Raw genomic sequence first — 17,123 nt, forward strand, 5'->3', positions numbered from 1 at the left:
AAAACAGTGTGTGTTATCATGAAGTTACACAAAGGCCTGCTTTATTTGAGCTATAATTTCAGAAAATATTAGTAATTTTGCCACCTAAAATTATGGCTAATTTTTCAGAATATCTACCGTATGCATTTGCATTGATTATTGCGATTCCTTTCCTGGTATTGCTCAGACAGTTTGTACATTCGTATATTACCCTTAAAAATCAGGAGATCAAGTTGCTTTCGGTGAAATTGAATACAGAAAATAAAACACATTCTTATGAAAGGATGACCTTATTTCTTGAAAGACTGAAACCTTCCAACCTTATTCAGAAATTTGATAAAGAGCTTGCTGTTCACGAATTCCTTTTCCTTACAGAGAAAACGATCAATGAAGAGTTTGAATACAATTCTTCACAGCAGCTGTATCTTTCGAAAAATTCGTGGAAGAATATTGTAGATTCTAAAAATGCCGTAATAGAGCTGCTTCATAAAACATATGAAGGATTGAACGGAAATGCTGATCTTGATGAGTTCAAGACTATTTTTATCATGAACTATATGGAGGACAATGACTATATTGCAGCTACAATAGAAGACTTGAGAAAAGAAATTTTAATAATAACTTAAAAAATAAGAGATAAATAATGATTCCAAATTTTAAAGCACATCCATGGCACGGAATTTCTGCAGGAGAGGATGCACCTAATGTTGTTAATGTATTTGTGGAAATTGTTCCTTCAGATACAATTAAATATGAAGTAGATAAAGAAACAGGATACCTGAAAGTAGACAGACCACAGAAGTTTTCTAATATTATTCCGGCATTGTATGGTTTTGTACCAAGAACATACTGCCACAATGAGGTAATGAAACTTGCTATTGAAGCAGGAGCTGATGATGTAACAATGGGAGATCATGATCCACTTGATATTTGTGTATTAAGTTCTCATAATATCCATGCAGGAGGTTTATTGATGGAAGCTATTCCAATCGGTGGTTTCAAAATGATCGATGGAGGAGAAGCAGATGATAAAATTGTCGCTGTAATGATTAATGACCATGCATTCGGACACTTCAGAGACATTTCTGAATTACCGGAAGCTGAAGTTAAAAGATTGATGCACTACTTTTTAACATATAAGAACTTACCGGATGAGCCTGCAAAATGCAGAATCCAGGAAGTATATGGTGTTGAACATGCAAGAAAAGTAATCAAAGCTTCTCAGGCTGATTATGCAGAAAAATTCGGAGGATAAAAATTCTCTTGATAAATATGTCTAAAGGGATAAACAGTTTTCTGTTTATCCCTTTTATTGTATATAAAATGTTTAAATTTTTTATCATTGGATACAATCATCAGAGATAAATATAAACTTAAAAAAGCCCCCCAAAAATGGGAGGCAAAAATTGACTGTATATTGAAGTGTAATTCAATCGGTTATTTATTGTTTTCAAGCCATTTCAGCCTCCGTTGATCCGGCAGATGCTTGACCCTGAAATTTTCAAATGTAGCCGTAAATCCCTCCCCATCGGGGCAGGCGGCCATTAAACCTACCATTACAGGCGTGTTATCCTGAAGTGGCGCATTCCGCATCATACTATAGTTTTTGTCATCAAAAGAATAAAATATTTCAACGGCATCCAGTCTTCTTACAGCTTTTATCCAAATTGCTGAAGGAATGTTGTCTAAAGTAATGACACTCCAGTCACTTTTATCATGGGTGACAACAGTACTTAGATTGTATTTTCCGTCCACAAACTCTACACCGGCTTTGATGTAATGATCTTTATCGGTCCGCAGCATAAGACCCATTTGATCAAATCTTGCTTTATAATTACCTGTTATTTTTACTTTGGCTTCAAATTCACCTCCATAAAGGCTATAGTAAAATGGAGCATCATCTACTGTAAACCCATAATGTGAAACCCTCCAATAATCACTTTGCGGCGTAACAAACATAGATATGCTGTTGTTTTTGATCTCCCATTTTTCGGGTTCATTAAACCAGGTCATTTTCTCTAAGGTCTGAGCCGAAATCTTTTGGATCAGAAATAACGCACATAAACCTAATATCAATCTCTTCATTTTCTTTTTGATAAGTTCTAAGGGTAAATTATTATTTTAGCAAAAGTATAAGTAAAGAAGTTTCATATCAATACTGAAAAATAACCATATGAAGATCCGGGAACAATTAAGTGATAAGCTGCTGGATAAGACCTCAAAGAAATGTTTGCTGGACATTGAGATCTATAAGCAAAGAACACAAATGTATTCGCAGATGGAAGGCGCAATAGGGGTGCTAAGCGATATGCAGGCTGATAAAAGTTATATTTATAAATCAAAAGCCGCTTTAGAATTGGGAATAAATTTTACTACGGAGTCTGTGGAAATCGATTCCATTTGGGAAGAAGAGATGCTGAAGAAGATACATCCTGATGACAGGCTTAAAAAATATATCCATGAGCTTCGGTTTTTTAATTTTCTTGATTCAATGGAACCCGGATTTCGTTCGGACTATGCTGTTTTGTCAAACATCAGAATGAAAGATAAAAATGAAAAATACAAAGCCGTAAAACACCGTATGTTTTATATATATTCACCGGATAATGGGAAATTAAGATTTGCGCTTTGCCTTTATAATATTGCTTTGAAACAGTCTTTAATTCCTGAATTTATGATTGTTAATACTGTAAAAGGGGAAATTCTTGTAAAAGACAAACTGGATTATAAAAATATACTGACTCACAGGGAACTGGAAGTTTTAAAATATGTGGGAGAAGGATATGGCAGTAAACAAATTGCAGATTTACTTTCCATTAGTGTAAATACAGTCAGCAGACATCGTCAGAATATCCTTGAAAAGCTAAAAGTGAATAATTCTACCCAAGCTTTTAAAGACAGCTTTTATTAAATATATATTCTTAAAATCCGAAAAGTTCACCATATTGTTTTATTTCTTATTTTTAAATTTATAATCTTAATTAATTTAAAAATAACAAATGATGAAAAGAAGTGAAGAAATTACGAGTCAGTATTTTGACTTTTTAGATAAACATGTCAGGGATGTAATTTCCGGCAATGTTCCTGAATTTATGGAGCTGAATAAAATTGCAGGAAAACTTGCTATTTCACATACACACCTTACGGATACTCTTAAAAAAGAAACAGGGAAACATCCATGCTATTTTTATGATGAAAAAATTATTGATGAGGCCAAGCTTATGTTGACTACCTCAAAGAAGTCTGTCGCAGAGATTGCCCGTATTTTTACTTATGACCCCTCCAATTTTTCTAAATTCTTTAAAAAGATGACAGGTGAAACCCCCGGTAATTTTAGAGAATTTAATAAAAAAGAATAGTTTGTTTGAATACAGGGTCCGTTTTTTAAGTGTTTTTGTATCTTAACTTCTCTATAATGTGAGTTAAATATATTGGAATTATATAACAAATAACATTTTAATAAATACTCAGAAGATCACATAAAAAAATAATGTTGTATAAATGAGATAGTTGCAAATAACAACTATCTTTTTTGCTATTTATTTATTGATATTGCTTTATCATTCTCTTTTTTTTGTTAAATTTAGATTAGAAAAATTTATTGAATTAATTTAGAACAAAATATGCTAAGTGTCATGAAAACAGAAGCAATTTTGCCTCTATGAAAATAAGAATAAACTGCTCTGTATTAATAATATTTTAATACCATACAGAAGCTGTGTAATCTTATATAATTATATATTTGCTTCTTTAAGTCACAAACACAAACACACAAACAACATTAAGGATGAGTATTGATTTTACAACGGCAACTTTTAAAGATTTTGAAAATATTCCGGATTACGATATTGCTCAAAGAGCGGAATATTTTTACGAATTCCTGGACCATATGAAATCCAGAGGGCATATGAACTACAGGCTGAAAAATACCTCAGGAACCAATGCAACATTGAATATTGATATTGCAGATCACAATAAGGAATATGTAAGTTTCGTTTCCAGTGATTATTTAGGATTTACGCAGCATCCAAAAGTAAAACAGGCTGCTATTGAAGGAATTGAGAAATATGGAACCGGAACAGGAGCATCACCCCTTATCGGTGGACATTTTGATTATCATAATGCTATAGAAAAAAAAATTGCCGGCTTTTTTGGAAGAAGTGAAGAAGAAGTAATATTGTTTACTACAGGCTATGCTGCTAACAGTGCTACTTTGCAGATTTTAATGCAGAAAGAAGATATTGCTATTTTAGATATGGGTGTACACGCCAGTGTGCATGAAGGATGTGCTTTTACAAATAAAAAAACATTTCCCCACAATAATTTAGAAGCTTTGGAACATATTTTGAAGATATCTGAAAATACGTACCGTACAAAGCTTGTTATAGTGGATGGAGTATACTCTCAGGAAGGAGATACTTCACGTGCTAAAGAAATATATGATCTTGTGAAAAAATATAATGCCTATCTCATGGTAGATGACGCACATGGTGTCGGAGTTATGGGAAAAACCGGAAGAGGAGCCCTTGAAGATGACGGTTTATTGGATAAGGTAGATTTTATAACAGGAACATCGAGTAAAACGTTTGGTAACCTGGGAGGGTATGTTATTGCGAATAAAAAAATAACATCATTCCTTAAGTTCCAGTCTCGTCAGCACATTTTCTCCGTAACAGCACCCCCTTCTTCCTTCGGAATTTTGAAAGCAATTGATTTAATTGATGAAGAACCATTCTGGAAGGATAAACTGTGGAATAATATTAATTATTTTAAAAATGGACTTAATGATCTGGGGTTGGATACAGGAATCACCTGCTCAGCCATTATTCCGGTAAAAATAGGGGATCAGAGTAAAATGTGGGATATTGGCAGAATATTGCTTGAAGAAGGAGTGTATACAAACCCTATTATGTATCCTGCTGTAGCCAGAAAAGATGCCCGTATCAGAATGACTGTAACGGCGCGACACGAAAAAGAGCATCTTGACAAAACATTGAATGTCTTTGATAATATTAATAAAAAATTGCATATTGCGAAAAAATAATAAGTTATGCCTAGAAAAGTAGTGCAAGGCCCCATTAGGGACAAAGAAAAAACAAAACAAAAACTGCTTGCAGCAGTTGGGAAAATTTTGAGAGTAAAAGGCTATTCAGGTCTGAAAGTAAGTAAAATTGCAGCAGTAGCCGGATTTGATAAAAAACTTATCTATGAGTACTTTGGAAGTACCGATAAGCTTATTGACGAGTATATAAAATCTCAGGATTACTGGACTAAGTTTAGCCCGAATATAGAAGAAGAAGTACAGATTGGAAAAGGTAAAGAAGCTTTAACTCAGGGAATTCTTACGCAGTTTGAAAGCCTTAAGAAAAATAAGGAACTTCAAAAGATTATTCTTTGGGAGCTTTCTGAAAGTAAACCTATCCTTAAAAATATCTTAAAGCAAAGAGAAGAAGTAGGGGCTAATTTATTTGAAAATGTAACAGACCCATATTTTGGAGAAAATGCAACAAGCATAAGAGCAATGCTGGCTTTAGTGGTAGCAGGAGTTTATTACCTAAACCTATTTCCTGCCTATAACGGAACCGAATTCTGCGGTATTGATATGAGGACTGAAGAAGGAAGAGGAGAAGTTGAAAAAGTGATTGTTGAGATTATCGATCATTTTTACAAAATCAAAAAATGATGACTAAAAGTTTTCCAATTTGATCAGAAATAAAATTTTGTAGATAATTTGAAAACTTTTAATTTTCAAATTAAAACTATATTCCTTATTTTTGACCAATGGAAAATTTTATAGTATCTGCAAGAAAATATCGCCCCCAAGAGTTTGATACAGTTGTTGGGCAATCTCATATTACGGATACTTTAGAACATGCAATTGAAGAGAGCCAGTTGGCCCAGGCTCTACTTTTTTGTGGACCTCGTGGTGTGGGTAAAACTACTTGTGCCAGAATTCTGGCGAGAAAGATCAATGAAAAAGACGGCTCAGTCTCAGAAGATGGCTTTGCCTACAATATCTATGAGCTGGATGCTGCATCCAACAACTCTGTAGATGATATCAGAGAACTTATTGATCAGGTACGTTTTGCCCCTCAGGTAGGAAAATATAAAGTGTATATCATTGACGAGGTACACATGCTGTCTTCTGCTGCTTTTAATGCTTTCCTTAAAACACTTGAAGAACCGCCGGCGCATGCTATTTTTATTTTGGCAACTACCGAAAAGCACAAGATAATTCCTACCATTTTATCGCGGTGTCAGATTTATGACTTCAAGAGAATTGTTATTGAAGATATCCAGAATCATCTAAGAAATATTGCTCAGAAAGAAAATATCCAGTATGAGGAAGATGCTCTTTATATGATTGCCCAGAAGGCCGATGGTGCTTTAAGAGATGCATTATCTATTTTTGACAGGCTCTCCACATTCTCTCAGAAGAATATTACATTGGCCAAGGCTGCTGAAGTTCTCAATATCTTAGATTATGACCAGTATCTGAATATCGCGGATCTGGCCAAAGAGAATAAAATCCCGGAAGCGCTATTCGCCTTTAATGAGATAGTAAAAAAAGGTTTTGATCCTCATATTTTTATTGCAGGCTTAGGAAACCATTTCAGAGATCTTATGATGGCCCAGAATACGGCCACTTTAGAACTCATTGAAGTAGGAGAGAAGACCAAGATCAAGTTTGTAGAACAGAGCCAGAAATGGAACGCCCAGCAATTGATTGACGCTGTTGAGATTTGTAACCACGCAGATATCAATTATAAAAATTCTAAAAACCCAAGACTTACGGTTGAAATTGCATTAATGCAGCTGGCTTCTCTGACAGCTAATTTAGGTGATACTAAAAAAAAAAGTTCTTAATACTGGCACCATTTCTCAGTGAGAAGCAGGAAGTAAAAATACCTGTAAAGGTTCCTGAGAAAAAAGAATTACCCGTACAGCCCGCAGTTCCACACCTTGATGCTGTTCAGGAAACTGTTATTCAGAAAACCAATAAACCTTTATCGAGACCAGGAGGTTCTTCAGGCTTCAGTATCAATTCTTTTCTGAATAAAGAAGAGAAAGAAGTGGTGGAAGAAACCGTAATCGTGAAAACTGAAAAACTTCCGCAAAATCATTTTACCGAGACAGACCTGCAAGCAGAATGGACCCTTATGCTCAAACAGCTGCAGAGAAAAGACGGTTTTATCTTTAATGCCGTAAAAACCTTTAAACTGGTCAAGGAAGAAGAAAATAAAATCAAAGTTTTATACCCTTCAGATTCTGCTAAAGTGGAATTTGATAAAATAAGTGGAGAATTTTTCAATCATTTCAGAAGCAAAGTTCACAATCATTCTATTGTCATAGAATACCAGCGGGACGTTGAAAATCTGAAGATTGAGGTGGTCACCAAAAGAAAAATATTTGAAAAATTTATAGAAAAAAATCCGCTTTTAAAAGATCTTGATGATTTAATGAAGTTTGATTTGACATAATTTTTATATATTTGTGAAATAATTTTGTGAAAAATAATTTTTTGACAAAAGCAAATACTAACAAGAAACGATAAAACAAGACATTTCCAGAACAAAAATGGAAAATTTATTGACAACATATCTGTCTTATTTTACACCCGCTAATTATTTTAGCGGTTATTTTAGCTTTTCTTCTTCTTATTATAGAAATTTCAGAACCTATTACCGATTTTACTGGTACTACTAACTGAATTTCTTTCCAAAAAATACAGGAGGAGTGAAGCCCTTTTATTCTCCTGATTCCTTTAAAAAAAATTTGAACGGCATTTTTTGAAAAGAATTATAAAGTAAATTTATAATGAAAGGGCCGTGCTGTGAACTTTAGAATAAATAACAAAACAATAAATTTAGAATATGAACCTAAAAGATTTAAAAAGCGAGTGGATCAGTGGGCTTACACAGCCTCTAATGATTGCAGGACCGTGTAGCGCAGAAAGTGAAGCTCAAATGCTTGAAACGGCTAAAAGAATTAAAGAATCAAATGCTCAGGTATCTGTTTTCCGTGCAGGAATCTGGAAGCCCCGTACCAAACCCAATGGTTTTGAAGGGGTAGGAGTAATTGGTTTAAACTGGCTAAAAAAAGTAAAAGAAGAATACGGTTTTAAAACTGCTACGGAAGTTGCGAATGCACATCACGTGTTTGCCGCTTTAGAAGCAGATGTAGATGTTCTTTGGATTGGGGCACGCTCTACAGTAAACCCTTTTACCGTGCAGGAAATTGCGATGGCCTTAAGAGGTACAGACAAACCTGTATTCGTTAAAAATCCGGTGAATCCTGATTTAGCTTTATGGATTGGCGCTTTAGAAAGACTTTTAGGCCAGGATATTAAAAATCTTGGAGTCATTCACAGAGGATTTTCCACATACCAGAAAACAAAATACAGAAATAACCCGAATTGGCAGATTGCTTTGGATTTCAAAAGTCAGTTCCCGGATATTCCAATGCTGATTGACCCTTCCCATATCTGTGGAAACAGAACAGGATTAGCTGATATCACCCAGGAAGCGCTTAACGTAGGATACCAGGGAGCTATCATTGAGAGCCACTGTAATCCTGATGAAGCATGGAGTGATGCAGCGCAACAGATTACCCCTGAAGTATTGGCAGAGCTTATCGGAAACTTAAAAGTAAGGAGCTCAAATCTGGCAGGATTTGAAGGTGAAATGGGAAGACACAGAACTTTAATTTCTGATCTTGACTTCCAGTTAATAGAACTTCTTTCTCAAAGAATGAAAATCTCAGAAAAAATCGGAAAACTTAAAAAGGAAAATGATATTGCAATCTTCCAGCCTGAGCGTTGGAAAGTAATTACTGAATACGCCAATCAAAAAGCTAAAGAAACAGGAATGTCTAATGAATTTATTGAAAAGGTATTCAAGGCCATTCATGAAGAATCTATTGAGGTACAGAATAATATCATGATCGATAGAGCCTAACATGACAAGGCTTAAGATGGAGTAATTTGAGCTGAAAAGTTCATAAACTCTGTGAAATAAGTTCTGACGATCATAAATAAAGGGCTTAGAGCTTAGGGATAGCTGTAGAAACATTTGTTTTAAATTATTTCCTAAACTCTAAGCCCTAATTTCTATCTCTTAATTTCTTATATTTGCATCTAGCATTATCTATGAAAGGAAAAATCATTAAATCTACAGGAAGTTGGTACCAGGTTTTGGAACTGGAAACAAATAAAATTTTCGAGGCCAGAATCCGGGGAAAGTTTAAATTAATAAAAACTAGGCTTACCAATCCGCTTGCAGTAGGAGATTTTGTTGAATTTCAGTTAGAGCAGGATGATATCGCGTGGATTACCAAAATAGAACCCCGCAGAAATTACCTGATCAGGAAATCAGTAAACCTTTCAAAAGAGGCTCATATCATCGCTTCCAATATTGATATGGCGTGTTTTATTTTTACCTTGAAACACCCTGAAACATCACTTGGTTTCTTGGATCGTTTTTTAGCATGCTGTGAAGCTTATAATATTACCCCTTTACTTTTATTCAATAAGATTGATGTCCTGCATGAAGAGGAAATTGAAATTGTAAAAGATATTGAATTTCTTTATCAGGAAATAGGGTATGATACATTAGAAATCTCTTCTTATTCCCGTTTGAACCTGGATCAGCTTCAGGAGCTCCTTAAAGATAAGACCTCAGTATTCTTCGGCCATTCAGGATGCGGAAAATCTACTTTGGTAAATGCACTGCAGCCCGGGCTTAATTTGAAAACTTCCGAAATTTCCGATACTCACCTCAAAGGAAAACATACGACAACCTTCGCCCAGATGCATTTTTGGGATTTTGGAGGTAATGTAATTGATACACCCGGTGTTCGTGAGTTTGCCATGATTGATATCGAAAAAGATGAAGTACAGCATTATTTTCCTGAAATCTTTAAGAAAAGAGAAGAATGTAAATTCCATAACTGCCTTCATATCAATGAGCCCAAATGTGCAGTTCTGGATGCTTTGGAGACTGGAGAAATTCAACACTCCCGTTATTCTACCTACATTAAGCTTATGGATGAGGCAGAAGAAGCTTCTCAAAAATAATCACCTGGTTTCATCTTTACAATACTATCGGATCTATATAAATTGACTCGCAAATAGTTTATGAACATAGAAAAAACAGTTCAGGGGGATCACATTAAAAAATATCTTATAGTATCGGGTGTCTTATTTTTGATTAAAATTTTTTCCGAAAAAGATAATCCGGCCGATTTTTTCCGTCCTGGAAATAAATACTTTTACAATAACTCCACTTTTTGACATTCAAAATGTCCGGCGTAATGTCATATTTTTGAAATATTTGTGCCACCAAAATGAGTCATTTAAAAAAAAATAAAAAAAAATCATTATTTCATTGATTGAAATAGAAGCAATAACGTATTAATATGATTTTATATGGTTTTTAATTTTATCAAATTAGCAATAAAAGTGTTGATTTTTTACAAATAAAAAACCCAGCCGAAGCTGGGTAAAAACTAATAACCATGAAAACTCAAATTAAACATGAGAATCGCAATAGAATAAACAATTACTGTGCCAAAGTTTAGTTCACAATTTCTTAATAAAAGTTATTTTTATGTTAAAAAAAAATTAAAATAAAAATCAAAGATATTTTTTGTAATTTTGCGGCATTAAAAAAATATACATTTATGTCTAACATTACATTCACTATGATTAAGCCTGATGCAGTTGCTGACGGACATATCGGTGCTATATTAGGTAAGATTGCAGAAGGAGGTTTTAAAATCAAAGCTTTAAAATTAACTCAGCTTACAGTAGCTGATGCTAAAAAATTCTACGAAGTACATGCTGAAAGGCCATTTTATGGAGAATTGGTAGAATTCATGAGTTCAGGTCCTATCGTGGCTGCAGTTTTAGAAAAAGACAACGCTGTTGAAGACTTCAGAACATTGATTGGTGCTACAAACCCAGCAGAAGCTGCAGAAGGTACAATCAGAAAAATGTTTGCAAGAAGCATTGGTGAAAACGCTGTTCACGGATCAGATTCTGACGAGAACGCTCTTATCGAAGCTCAATTCCATTTTTCAGGAAGAGAGATTTTCTAAGAAACTACCTTACAAAATAAAAAATCCGGAGAATTTTTTCTCCGGATTTTGTTTTTTTAATCTATTCCAATTTTTTGAAATTAAGGTTAAAGATTATTTTCAATTGCTCCAATCTTTTCTCTGTAGAGCTCAATAGGTTTGTCAAGTAAAACCGCAATGACGGTCATGTTTTTATCAAGCCTTTCCTTTGGAATATCAATATATACAATACCTGGTCTGTCACTCCAGTAAAGCTTGTTGTAAATACTGTGATCAAGTAAAGTGCCTTCTCCAACAATTCTGATTCTGGCAATGTTGTTTTTTATTCCTTTTAAAGCAATAGGGCCGGTTGGCTTACCTTCTACAAAAAGATAAAGGGTCTGTTTATCTTTAGACAGGATGCTCATGCCCGGATAATGACCTTCCGGCAATCCTTTTTCAGTGTCGAAAAGAGCTTCTGCATGCTTACTGATCCATTGAAGTGTTTCAGGGTTTGTATGAGTGTTTTGGCCAAGCTGCATATCAAGCCCGTCGCCGGTCAGTCCGGAATTGGTGAACAGATGATCACCATCATGAAGAGCATCAGTGATATCATAAATAGCCGACTGAGTGTCTTTTTGGTCAATAAGTTGGGAGAGCGGTTGCTTTTCTTTCTTAAAGTCTTTAAGAAATACAGGAGGATTATCAAAAACGAGTTCTACAACGCTAATGTCTTTATCAAATTTCATATTTGAAAAGTGAAGGCTTACTGTGTTTTTGTCATCATAGCTCATTTCCACTACAGCCTTACTATCTCCTATAATTTTTGCAGAAGCGGGCTTTGTTGCCAAACCATAAATCTTAGTCATGTTTTTATCTTCTTCCAGATAGAGGAATAAAGACTTTTTAGAAGCAGACAGAGAAGACTTTCCTTTATAATTTTCAAAAGGAATTCCCCGTTGGGTTTCGTAAATGGCCTTTTTATTTTTAGAAACCCATCTTCCAAGATTTTTTAAGATTTCCACCTGTTTCTCAGGGATTGTTCCATCAGCTTTAGGGCCCATGTCAAGCAATAGATTACCTCCCATGCTGATGACGTCTGCCAGGCTACGGACAATCATATTGGGGGTTTTGTAGTTATTGTCATAAGGCTGATATCCCCAGGAATCATTCATCGTATAACAGAGTTCCCAATAAGGATTTTGTGGAGCAATAACAGGAATTCCCTGTTCCGGAGTGTCATAATCGCCATGATTATTAAGCCTTGAATTGATGATGATATCCGGATTGTACTGTTTCAGAATCCCGAGTGTCTGGGGAGCTTTCCATTCTTCAGAGGTATGCTCCCAATCTCCGTCAAACCATAAAAGATCAGGTTTATATTGTGAAGAAAGCTCAGTAAGCTGGGTCTGATAATACTTGGTGAAGTTCTGCCAGCGCTTAGGATCATTTTTTATATCATATCGTTTTTTAATCCGGGTATTGACGTCATAATACGGATGGCTCCAGTCCGGAAGTGAAAAATAAAGACCTGTTTTTAATCCTGAATTTTTAAGACTGGCCACGAAAGGGCTCAAAACATCTTTTTGGGCTGAAGAATTACCGGGAATAGTGATCGCTTTTTCAGCCTTAGAATTCCAAAGTGCTATTCCATCGTGATGCTTTGTCGTAATCACGGCATATTTTGCCCCCGATTCTTTGATAAGCTCAGCCCATTGTTCCGGCTGGTATTTTGAAGCTGAAAACCCATCCAGCTGCTTCATATAATTCTCATAATTGATGTAATTATTGAAGAATGACCATGATTCAGAAATTCCGTTAACCGAATAAACTCCCCAGTGAATGAAAACACCCAGTTTAGCATTCTTGAACCATTCCATTTTCTTATTGTTGTCAACGGACTGTATTTGTGCATTGATGCTGTGTGCTGATACTGCCAATCCAAGGAAAACAGCTTTTATAAGCGTGTTTCTCATTTTTTATTTTTAATGATAAATATAAATAAAGAATATCTATTTCTCAAATATTCATTTCAAATATTCGTTTAATAGAAGAGATGCTGTCTGAAAAAAATAAAATATTCAATGATAAATTGTTGTATTTTTAAAGCAAAATAAATGGAACACTTATTGTAAACTTCCTTAAAAAGAAAAAAATGAAAATTCCAACCCTATTAATGGCTAGTTTATTAGCAGTAGGAGTTTCGGCACAGACAACGAAGTCTGTTACGAACACTAAAAAGCCTGTAAAGAAAGTTAAAAAAGCAGTAATTAAAGAAACTCCGGAAAAGCCAAAGCCGGGAACACCTAAAGTTATTGCGAAGAAAGATACTGTGGTTCGTTTACCTCATGGTTGTCCTGCCTGTGGAATGGGATAGGATATGGAAAAACCACTATTAGGATTATCAATGATGGCAGAGGCAGATTTTGTTTCTGCTATTTTACCTTTGCTACAGAACAATGCTGTAGATGTGATTGAGTGGTCATTTGATACCTTCTTTGAAGCTGAGGAGCCGTCATGGCTTAAAGATCTTTTAGACTTTTACGCCGGAAATGACCGTTTGCTTGGGCATGGCGTTTATTACTCCTTATTCGATGCAAGGTGGACGGAGCGACAGGAAATGTGGCTTCAAAAACTGAAGCAGGAAGTTCAAAAGAGAAATTATAATCATATTACAGAGCATTTCGGTTTTATGAACACCGAAAATTATCATCAGGGTGTACCATTGCCCCTTTCTTTGCATCCGAAAACACTTGAGATTGGAAAAGACAGGCTTTACAGACTGCAGGACGCTGTAGATATTCCTATTGGAGTAGAAAATCTGGCATTTTCTTTTTCCGTTAACGATGTCAGAGAGCAGGGTGTTTTTCTTGATAAGTTAATAGATGATATTGATGGTTTTTTAATCCTTGATCTTCATAATATATATTGTCAGTCTTGCAACTTTGAAGTGAGTATGCAGGATATTGTGGGTTTGTATCCTTTGGAGAAAGTCAAAGAGATTCATCTTTCAGGGGGAAGCTGGCAGGATAGTGTTTATGGAAAAAAAATGATCCGCAGAGATACACATGATGATGTAATTCCGGAAGAGATCTTTGCGGTGCTTCCTTCAGTGCTGTCACAATGTCATAACCTGGAATATATTATCATTGAAAGACTTGGACATACCATTCATACAGAAGAGGAGAAGCAGTGTTTTTTTAATGATTTTATGAGGGTTAAAAAAATTCTTAATGATTCTGGTGGAATGAAGAGGAAAAACGAAAAGTGGGTAAAAAGAGAGAGACTCCTTTCAGAACCTGTGGAAAATTCCATTTTATACGAGGAACAGATCCGGCTTACAAAGCTGTTATTTGATCATGCTGATCCTACGTTGATTAAAAATCAGAATTTTCATTATTTTAAAACGAAAAACTGGGACCTTGAAATGATTCTGACTACCCAGAACATTATTAAAAAATGGAATCCCTATTAAAATATACCGACTAGTAACCACAAATCAAAATATATGAAAATGGCAACCCTATTATTAATTGTTACTGCTGTGCTTACGGCTTTAATTGCCGGACTTTTCTACGCCTATTCCTGTTCTGTAGTATTGGGACTGGGGAAATTATCTGATGGAGAATATCTGAAAGCAATGCAGAATATCAATCGGGAAATTCTTAATCCTGTATTTTTTATGAGCTTTATGGGAACAGCGGTTCTTCTTCCTGTATCTGCATTTGTATTTCGTGGGCAGCAGCCTGCTTTTATTTTCCTTTTGCTGGCAACATTAGCTTATCTGATAGGTGTTTTTGGCGTTACAGTAGCAGGAAATGTTCCGATGAATGATATGCTTGATAAATTTGATATTTCGGGAGCTACCACCGGTGCCATTAAGCAAATGCGGGAAAGTTTTGAGAACAGATGGAATCTCTTAAATAACGTAAGAACTGTTTTCTCGGTAATCAGTATTGCTTTGGTAGTTTGTGCGTGTATTTGGAATAAAGAAGTGTAAAAAACAATGGGATTAGGTAGAAATGCTTACGTTAAAATTCAGTATTTCTACTGATGAAAGTGTGGATCTTTATTGAGAAATTTGTGTTGTTATCAAGAAGAAGTAAAGATGAAAACTCAAAATAGCTAATAACCACATCTACTCAAAGTTCCAAAAATGAGGAAAGGCAGTCCCTGAGAACTGCCTTTTTCTGTATGGTTAAAAATACAATTTAAATTTTTAAAAGCTCTATGGTTCTTTCCGGGCTTTCCGCAGAGAATACCGCATTTCCGGCTACCAGCACATCAGCTCCTGCTTCAAAAAGCTTAGAGGCATTATCAAGATTAACGCCACCGTCTATTTCAATAAGTGCTGTAGAGTTATTGCTTAAGATAAGATCTTTTGTTTCTGCAATTTTTTTATACGTGTTTTCAATGAATTTTTGTCCTCCAAATCCGGGATTTACACTCATTAATAAAACAAGATCTACATCAGCAATAATATCTTCAAGCATTAGAACAGGAGTGGAAGGGTTTAAAACAACCCCGGCTTTCGCCCCTTTACTTTGAATATGATGAATCGTTCTGTGAAGGTGTGTACACGCTTCGTAATGTACAGAAACCAGATCAGCACCATGATTGATAAATTCATCAACATATTTTTCGGGCTCTACAATCATTAAATGTACATCCACGAATTTTTTAGCATGCTGCTGAACCGTTTTCATTACCGGAAAACCGAATGAAATATTAGGTACAAATCTACCATCCATGACATCAATATGGAACCAGTCAGCCTGAGAGGCGTTCAGCATTTCAATGTCTCTTTGCAGATTCCCAAAGTCTGCAGATAAAAGGGAAGGAGCAATAAGCTTCGTTTTCATTTTTACTTTTTAATTAGATATTTGGAGTCAAGAATCAAGAGTCGAGATATAAATGGTTAAGATGTACGAGAATATCTTTTTTATTCATATTTTGAATGTCTTGAATCTTGTATCTTTCATCTTGATTCTATTAATGATACTTTAGTTTCATTTCCGGCTTAATCTTCAGAATGGTTTCGTAGATCAGTTTGATTACATTACCTACATCTTCTTTGGATACCATTTCCACCGTGGTATGCATATAACGCAAAGGTAGGGAAATTAAAGCACTTGGTACCCCACCGTTAGAGTGGGCAAAGGCATCTGTATCTGTTCCTGTTGCTCTGCTTGCCGCAGCTCTCTGGAAAGGTATTTTCTTTGTTTTTGCCGTATCAATAATTAATTCTCTGATCGTATGGTGAACACTTGGCGCGAAAAATACTACAGGTCCGTCACCACATTTCTGATCACCTTCTTTTTTCTTTTCGATCATAGGAGTGGTTGTATCATGGGTAACATCGGTTACAATCGCAATATTAGGCTTAATCGTATCGGCAATCATATCAGCTCCGTATAGTCCTACTTCTTCCTGAACAGAATTGGTGATATACAGCCCAAAAGAAATTGATTTTTTATTCTCTTTTAAAAGCCTTGCCACTTCAGCAATCATAAAACCTCCGATTCTGTTGTCCAAAGCTCTGCAGACAAAATACCTGTCATTCATTTCAAAGAACTCATCCGGATAAGTGATCATGCATCCTACATAGATTCCCATTTCCTCCACTTCTTTTTTGGAAGTGGCTCCGCAATCGATGAAAATGTTTTCAATTTTTGGCGTAGGTTCATTTTGATTAGTTCTGGTATGGATAGCCGGCCATCCGAAAACTCCTTTTACAATTCCGTTTTCTCCGTGGATATGAACCACTTTGGAAGGGGCAATAGTCTGATCCGAGCCTCCGTTTCGGATGACGTAGATCAATCCGTCGTCAGTAATATAGTTTACGTACCAGGAAATCTCATCAGCGTGGGCTTCAATTACTACTTTAAAATCAGCTTCAGGATTAATGATACCATAGCAGGTTCCATAATGATCCACTTCAATTTTATCTACATACGGTCTGATATAGTCCATCCAGACCTCCTGTCCCTTGTGTTCATAACCTGTTGGTGATGAAGTATTTAAATATTTTTCTAAAAATTTTAAAGATTTCTTTTCAAATTTCATAAAAAGGAATGATTTTTGCGTTT

At 35.4% G+C, this 17,123-nt stretch carries 18 protein-coding genes; 14 read left to right on the plus strand and 4 right to left on the minus strand.

The features are described 5' to 3' along the window. The first annotated feature begins 92 nt into the window (after positions 1 to 92). Together LQV47_RS07745 and LQV47_RS07750 are read left to right on the plus strand one after the other, a co-directional pair. On the plus strand, positions 93 to 605 hold the full coding sequence (locus tag LQV47_RS07745; RefSeq protein ID WP_230035551.1) for a hypothetical protein: 513 nt from the start codon (positions 93 to 95) through the stop codon (positions 603 to 605). A gap of 17 nt (positions 606 to 622) precedes the next feature. Continuing rightward, positions 623 to 1,234 carry an inorganic pyrophosphatase gene (locus LQV47_RS07750; protein WP_230035553.1) on the plus strand — a complete coding sequence of 204 codons (612 nt, stop codon included), beginning with the start codon at positions 623 to 625 and terminating at the stop codon, positions 1,232 to 1,234. A gap of 182 nt (positions 1,235 to 1,416) precedes the next feature. Here LQV47_RS07750 and LQV47_RS07755 read toward each other — a convergent pair whose 3' ends face one another. Further along, a complete protein-coding gene (locus LQV47_RS07755) occupies positions 1,417 to 2,064 on the minus strand; it encodes a DUF1349 domain-containing protein (RefSeq protein ID WP_230035555.1) in 648 nt (215 codons plus the stop codon). Between the two features lie 88 nt (positions 2,065 to 2,152). Here LQV47_RS07755 and LQV47_RS07760 point away from each other — a divergent pair, with 88 nt between their 5' ends. From LQV47_RS07760 to LQV47_RS07800, 9 genes are all read left to right on the plus strand, one after another. Then, entirely contained in the window at positions 2,153 to 2,890 is a 738-nt protein-coding gene (locus LQV47_RS07760; protein WP_230035557.1) for a helix-turn-helix transcriptional regulator, read from the plus strand. An 88-nt stretch (positions 2,891 to 2,978) separates the two neighbouring features. Continuing rightward, positions 2,979 to 3,338, plus strand: a complete 360-nt coding sequence (locus tag LQV47_RS07765; RefSeq protein ID WP_230035559.1) for an AraC family transcriptional regulator — start codon at positions 2,979 to 2,981, stop codon at positions 3,336 to 3,338. Between the two features lie 428 nt (positions 3,339 to 3,766). Then, positions 3,767 to 5,023, plus strand: a complete 1,257-nt coding sequence (locus tag LQV47_RS07770; protein ID WP_230035560.1) for an aminotransferase class I/II-fold pyridoxal phosphate-dependent enzyme — start codon at positions 3,767 to 3,769, stop codon at positions 5,021 to 5,023. Between the two features lie 6 nt (positions 5,024 to 5,029). Beyond that, on the plus strand, positions 5,030 to 5,662 hold the full coding sequence (locus LQV47_RS07775; RefSeq protein ID WP_230035562.1) for a TetR/AcrR family transcriptional regulator: 633 nt from the start codon (positions 5,030 to 5,032) through the stop codon (positions 5,660 to 5,662). 98 nt (positions 5,663 to 5,760) lie between these two features. Continuing rightward, entirely contained in the window at positions 5,761 to 6,846 is a 1,086-nt protein-coding gene (gene dnaX, locus LQV47_RS07780; protein WP_230035564.1) for a DNA polymerase III subunit gamma/tau, read from the plus strand. Between the two features lie 227 nt (positions 6,847 to 7,073). Next, positions 7,074 to 7,460, plus strand: a complete 387-nt coding sequence (locus LQV47_RS07785) for a hypothetical protein (RefSeq protein ID WP_230035566.1) — start codon at positions 7,074 to 7,076, stop codon at positions 7,458 to 7,460. A gap of 393 nt (positions 7,461 to 7,853) precedes the next feature. After that, on the plus strand, positions 7,854 to 8,936 hold the full coding sequence (locus tag LQV47_RS07790; protein ID WP_047495586.1) for a chorismate mutase: 1,083 nt from the start codon (positions 7,854 to 7,856) through the stop codon (positions 8,934 to 8,936). A 191-nt stretch (positions 8,937 to 9,127) separates the two neighbouring features. Next, on the plus strand, positions 9,128 to 10,054 hold the full coding sequence (gene rsgA, locus LQV47_RS07795) for a ribosome small subunit-dependent GTPase A (protein WP_230035568.1): 927 nt from the start codon (positions 9,128 to 9,130) through the stop codon (positions 10,052 to 10,054). A 605-nt stretch (positions 10,055 to 10,659) separates the two neighbouring features. Then, on the plus strand, positions 10,660 to 11,076 hold the full coding sequence (locus LQV47_RS07800; protein ID WP_034687444.1) for a nucleoside-diphosphate kinase: 417 nt from the start codon (positions 10,660 to 10,662) through the stop codon (positions 11,074 to 11,076). An 86-nt stretch (positions 11,077 to 11,162) separates the two neighbouring features. Here LQV47_RS07800 and LQV47_RS07805 read toward each other — a convergent pair whose 3' ends face one another. Next, a complete protein-coding gene (locus LQV47_RS07805; RefSeq protein WP_230035570.1) occupies positions 11,163 to 13,010 on the minus strand; it encodes an alpha-L-fucosidase in 1,848 nt (615 codons plus the stop codon). Positions 13,011 to 13,189: 179 nt separating this feature from the next. Here LQV47_RS07805 and LQV47_RS07810 point away from each other — a divergent pair, with 179 nt between their 5' ends. Genes LQV47_RS07810 through LQV47_RS07820 form a run of 3 tightly spaced genes read left to right on the plus strand, consistent with a single transcriptional unit; the run spans position 13,190 to position 15,034 of the window. Continuing rightward, entirely contained in the window at positions 13,190 to 13,411 is a 222-nt protein-coding gene (locus LQV47_RS07810; protein WP_230035572.1) for a hypothetical protein, read from the plus strand. Positions 13,412 to 13,414: 3 nt separating this feature from the next. Next, positions 13,415 to 14,509 carry a DUF692 family multinuclear iron-containing protein gene (locus tag LQV47_RS07815; RefSeq protein ID WP_230035574.1) on the plus strand — a complete coding sequence of 365 codons (1,095 nt, stop codon included), beginning with the start codon at positions 13,415 to 13,417 and terminating at the stop codon, positions 14,507 to 14,509. 39 nt (positions 14,510 to 14,548) lie between these two features. Then, entirely contained in the window at positions 14,549 to 15,034 is a 486-nt protein-coding gene (locus LQV47_RS07820) for an anthrone oxygenase family protein (protein ID WP_230035576.1), read from the plus strand. Positions 15,035 to 15,245: 211 nt separating this feature from the next. Here the strand turns inward: LQV47_RS07820 and rpe are convergent, their stop codons facing one another. Together rpe and LQV47_RS07830 are read right to left on the minus strand one after the other, a co-directional pair. Then, positions 15,246 to 15,896 (minus strand): ribulose-phosphate 3-epimerase, encoded by a 651-nt coding sequence (gene rpe, locus LQV47_RS07825; protein ID WP_047495569.1) that lies wholly within the window; start codon positions 15,894 to 15,896, stop codon positions 15,246 to 15,248. Between the two features lie 130 nt (positions 15,897 to 16,026). Next, entirely contained in the window at positions 16,027 to 17,100 is a 1,074-nt protein-coding gene (locus LQV47_RS07830; protein ID WP_230035578.1) for a M42 family peptidase, read from the minus strand. Between the last annotated feature and the right edge of the window lie 23 nt (positions 17,101 to 17,123).

It is taken from the genome of Chryseobacterium sp. Bi04 (assembly GCF_918698085.1).
In the GTDB taxonomy this organism is placed as follows: domain Bacteria; phylum Bacteroidota; class Bacteroidia; order Flavobacteriales; family Weeksellaceae; genus Chryseobacterium.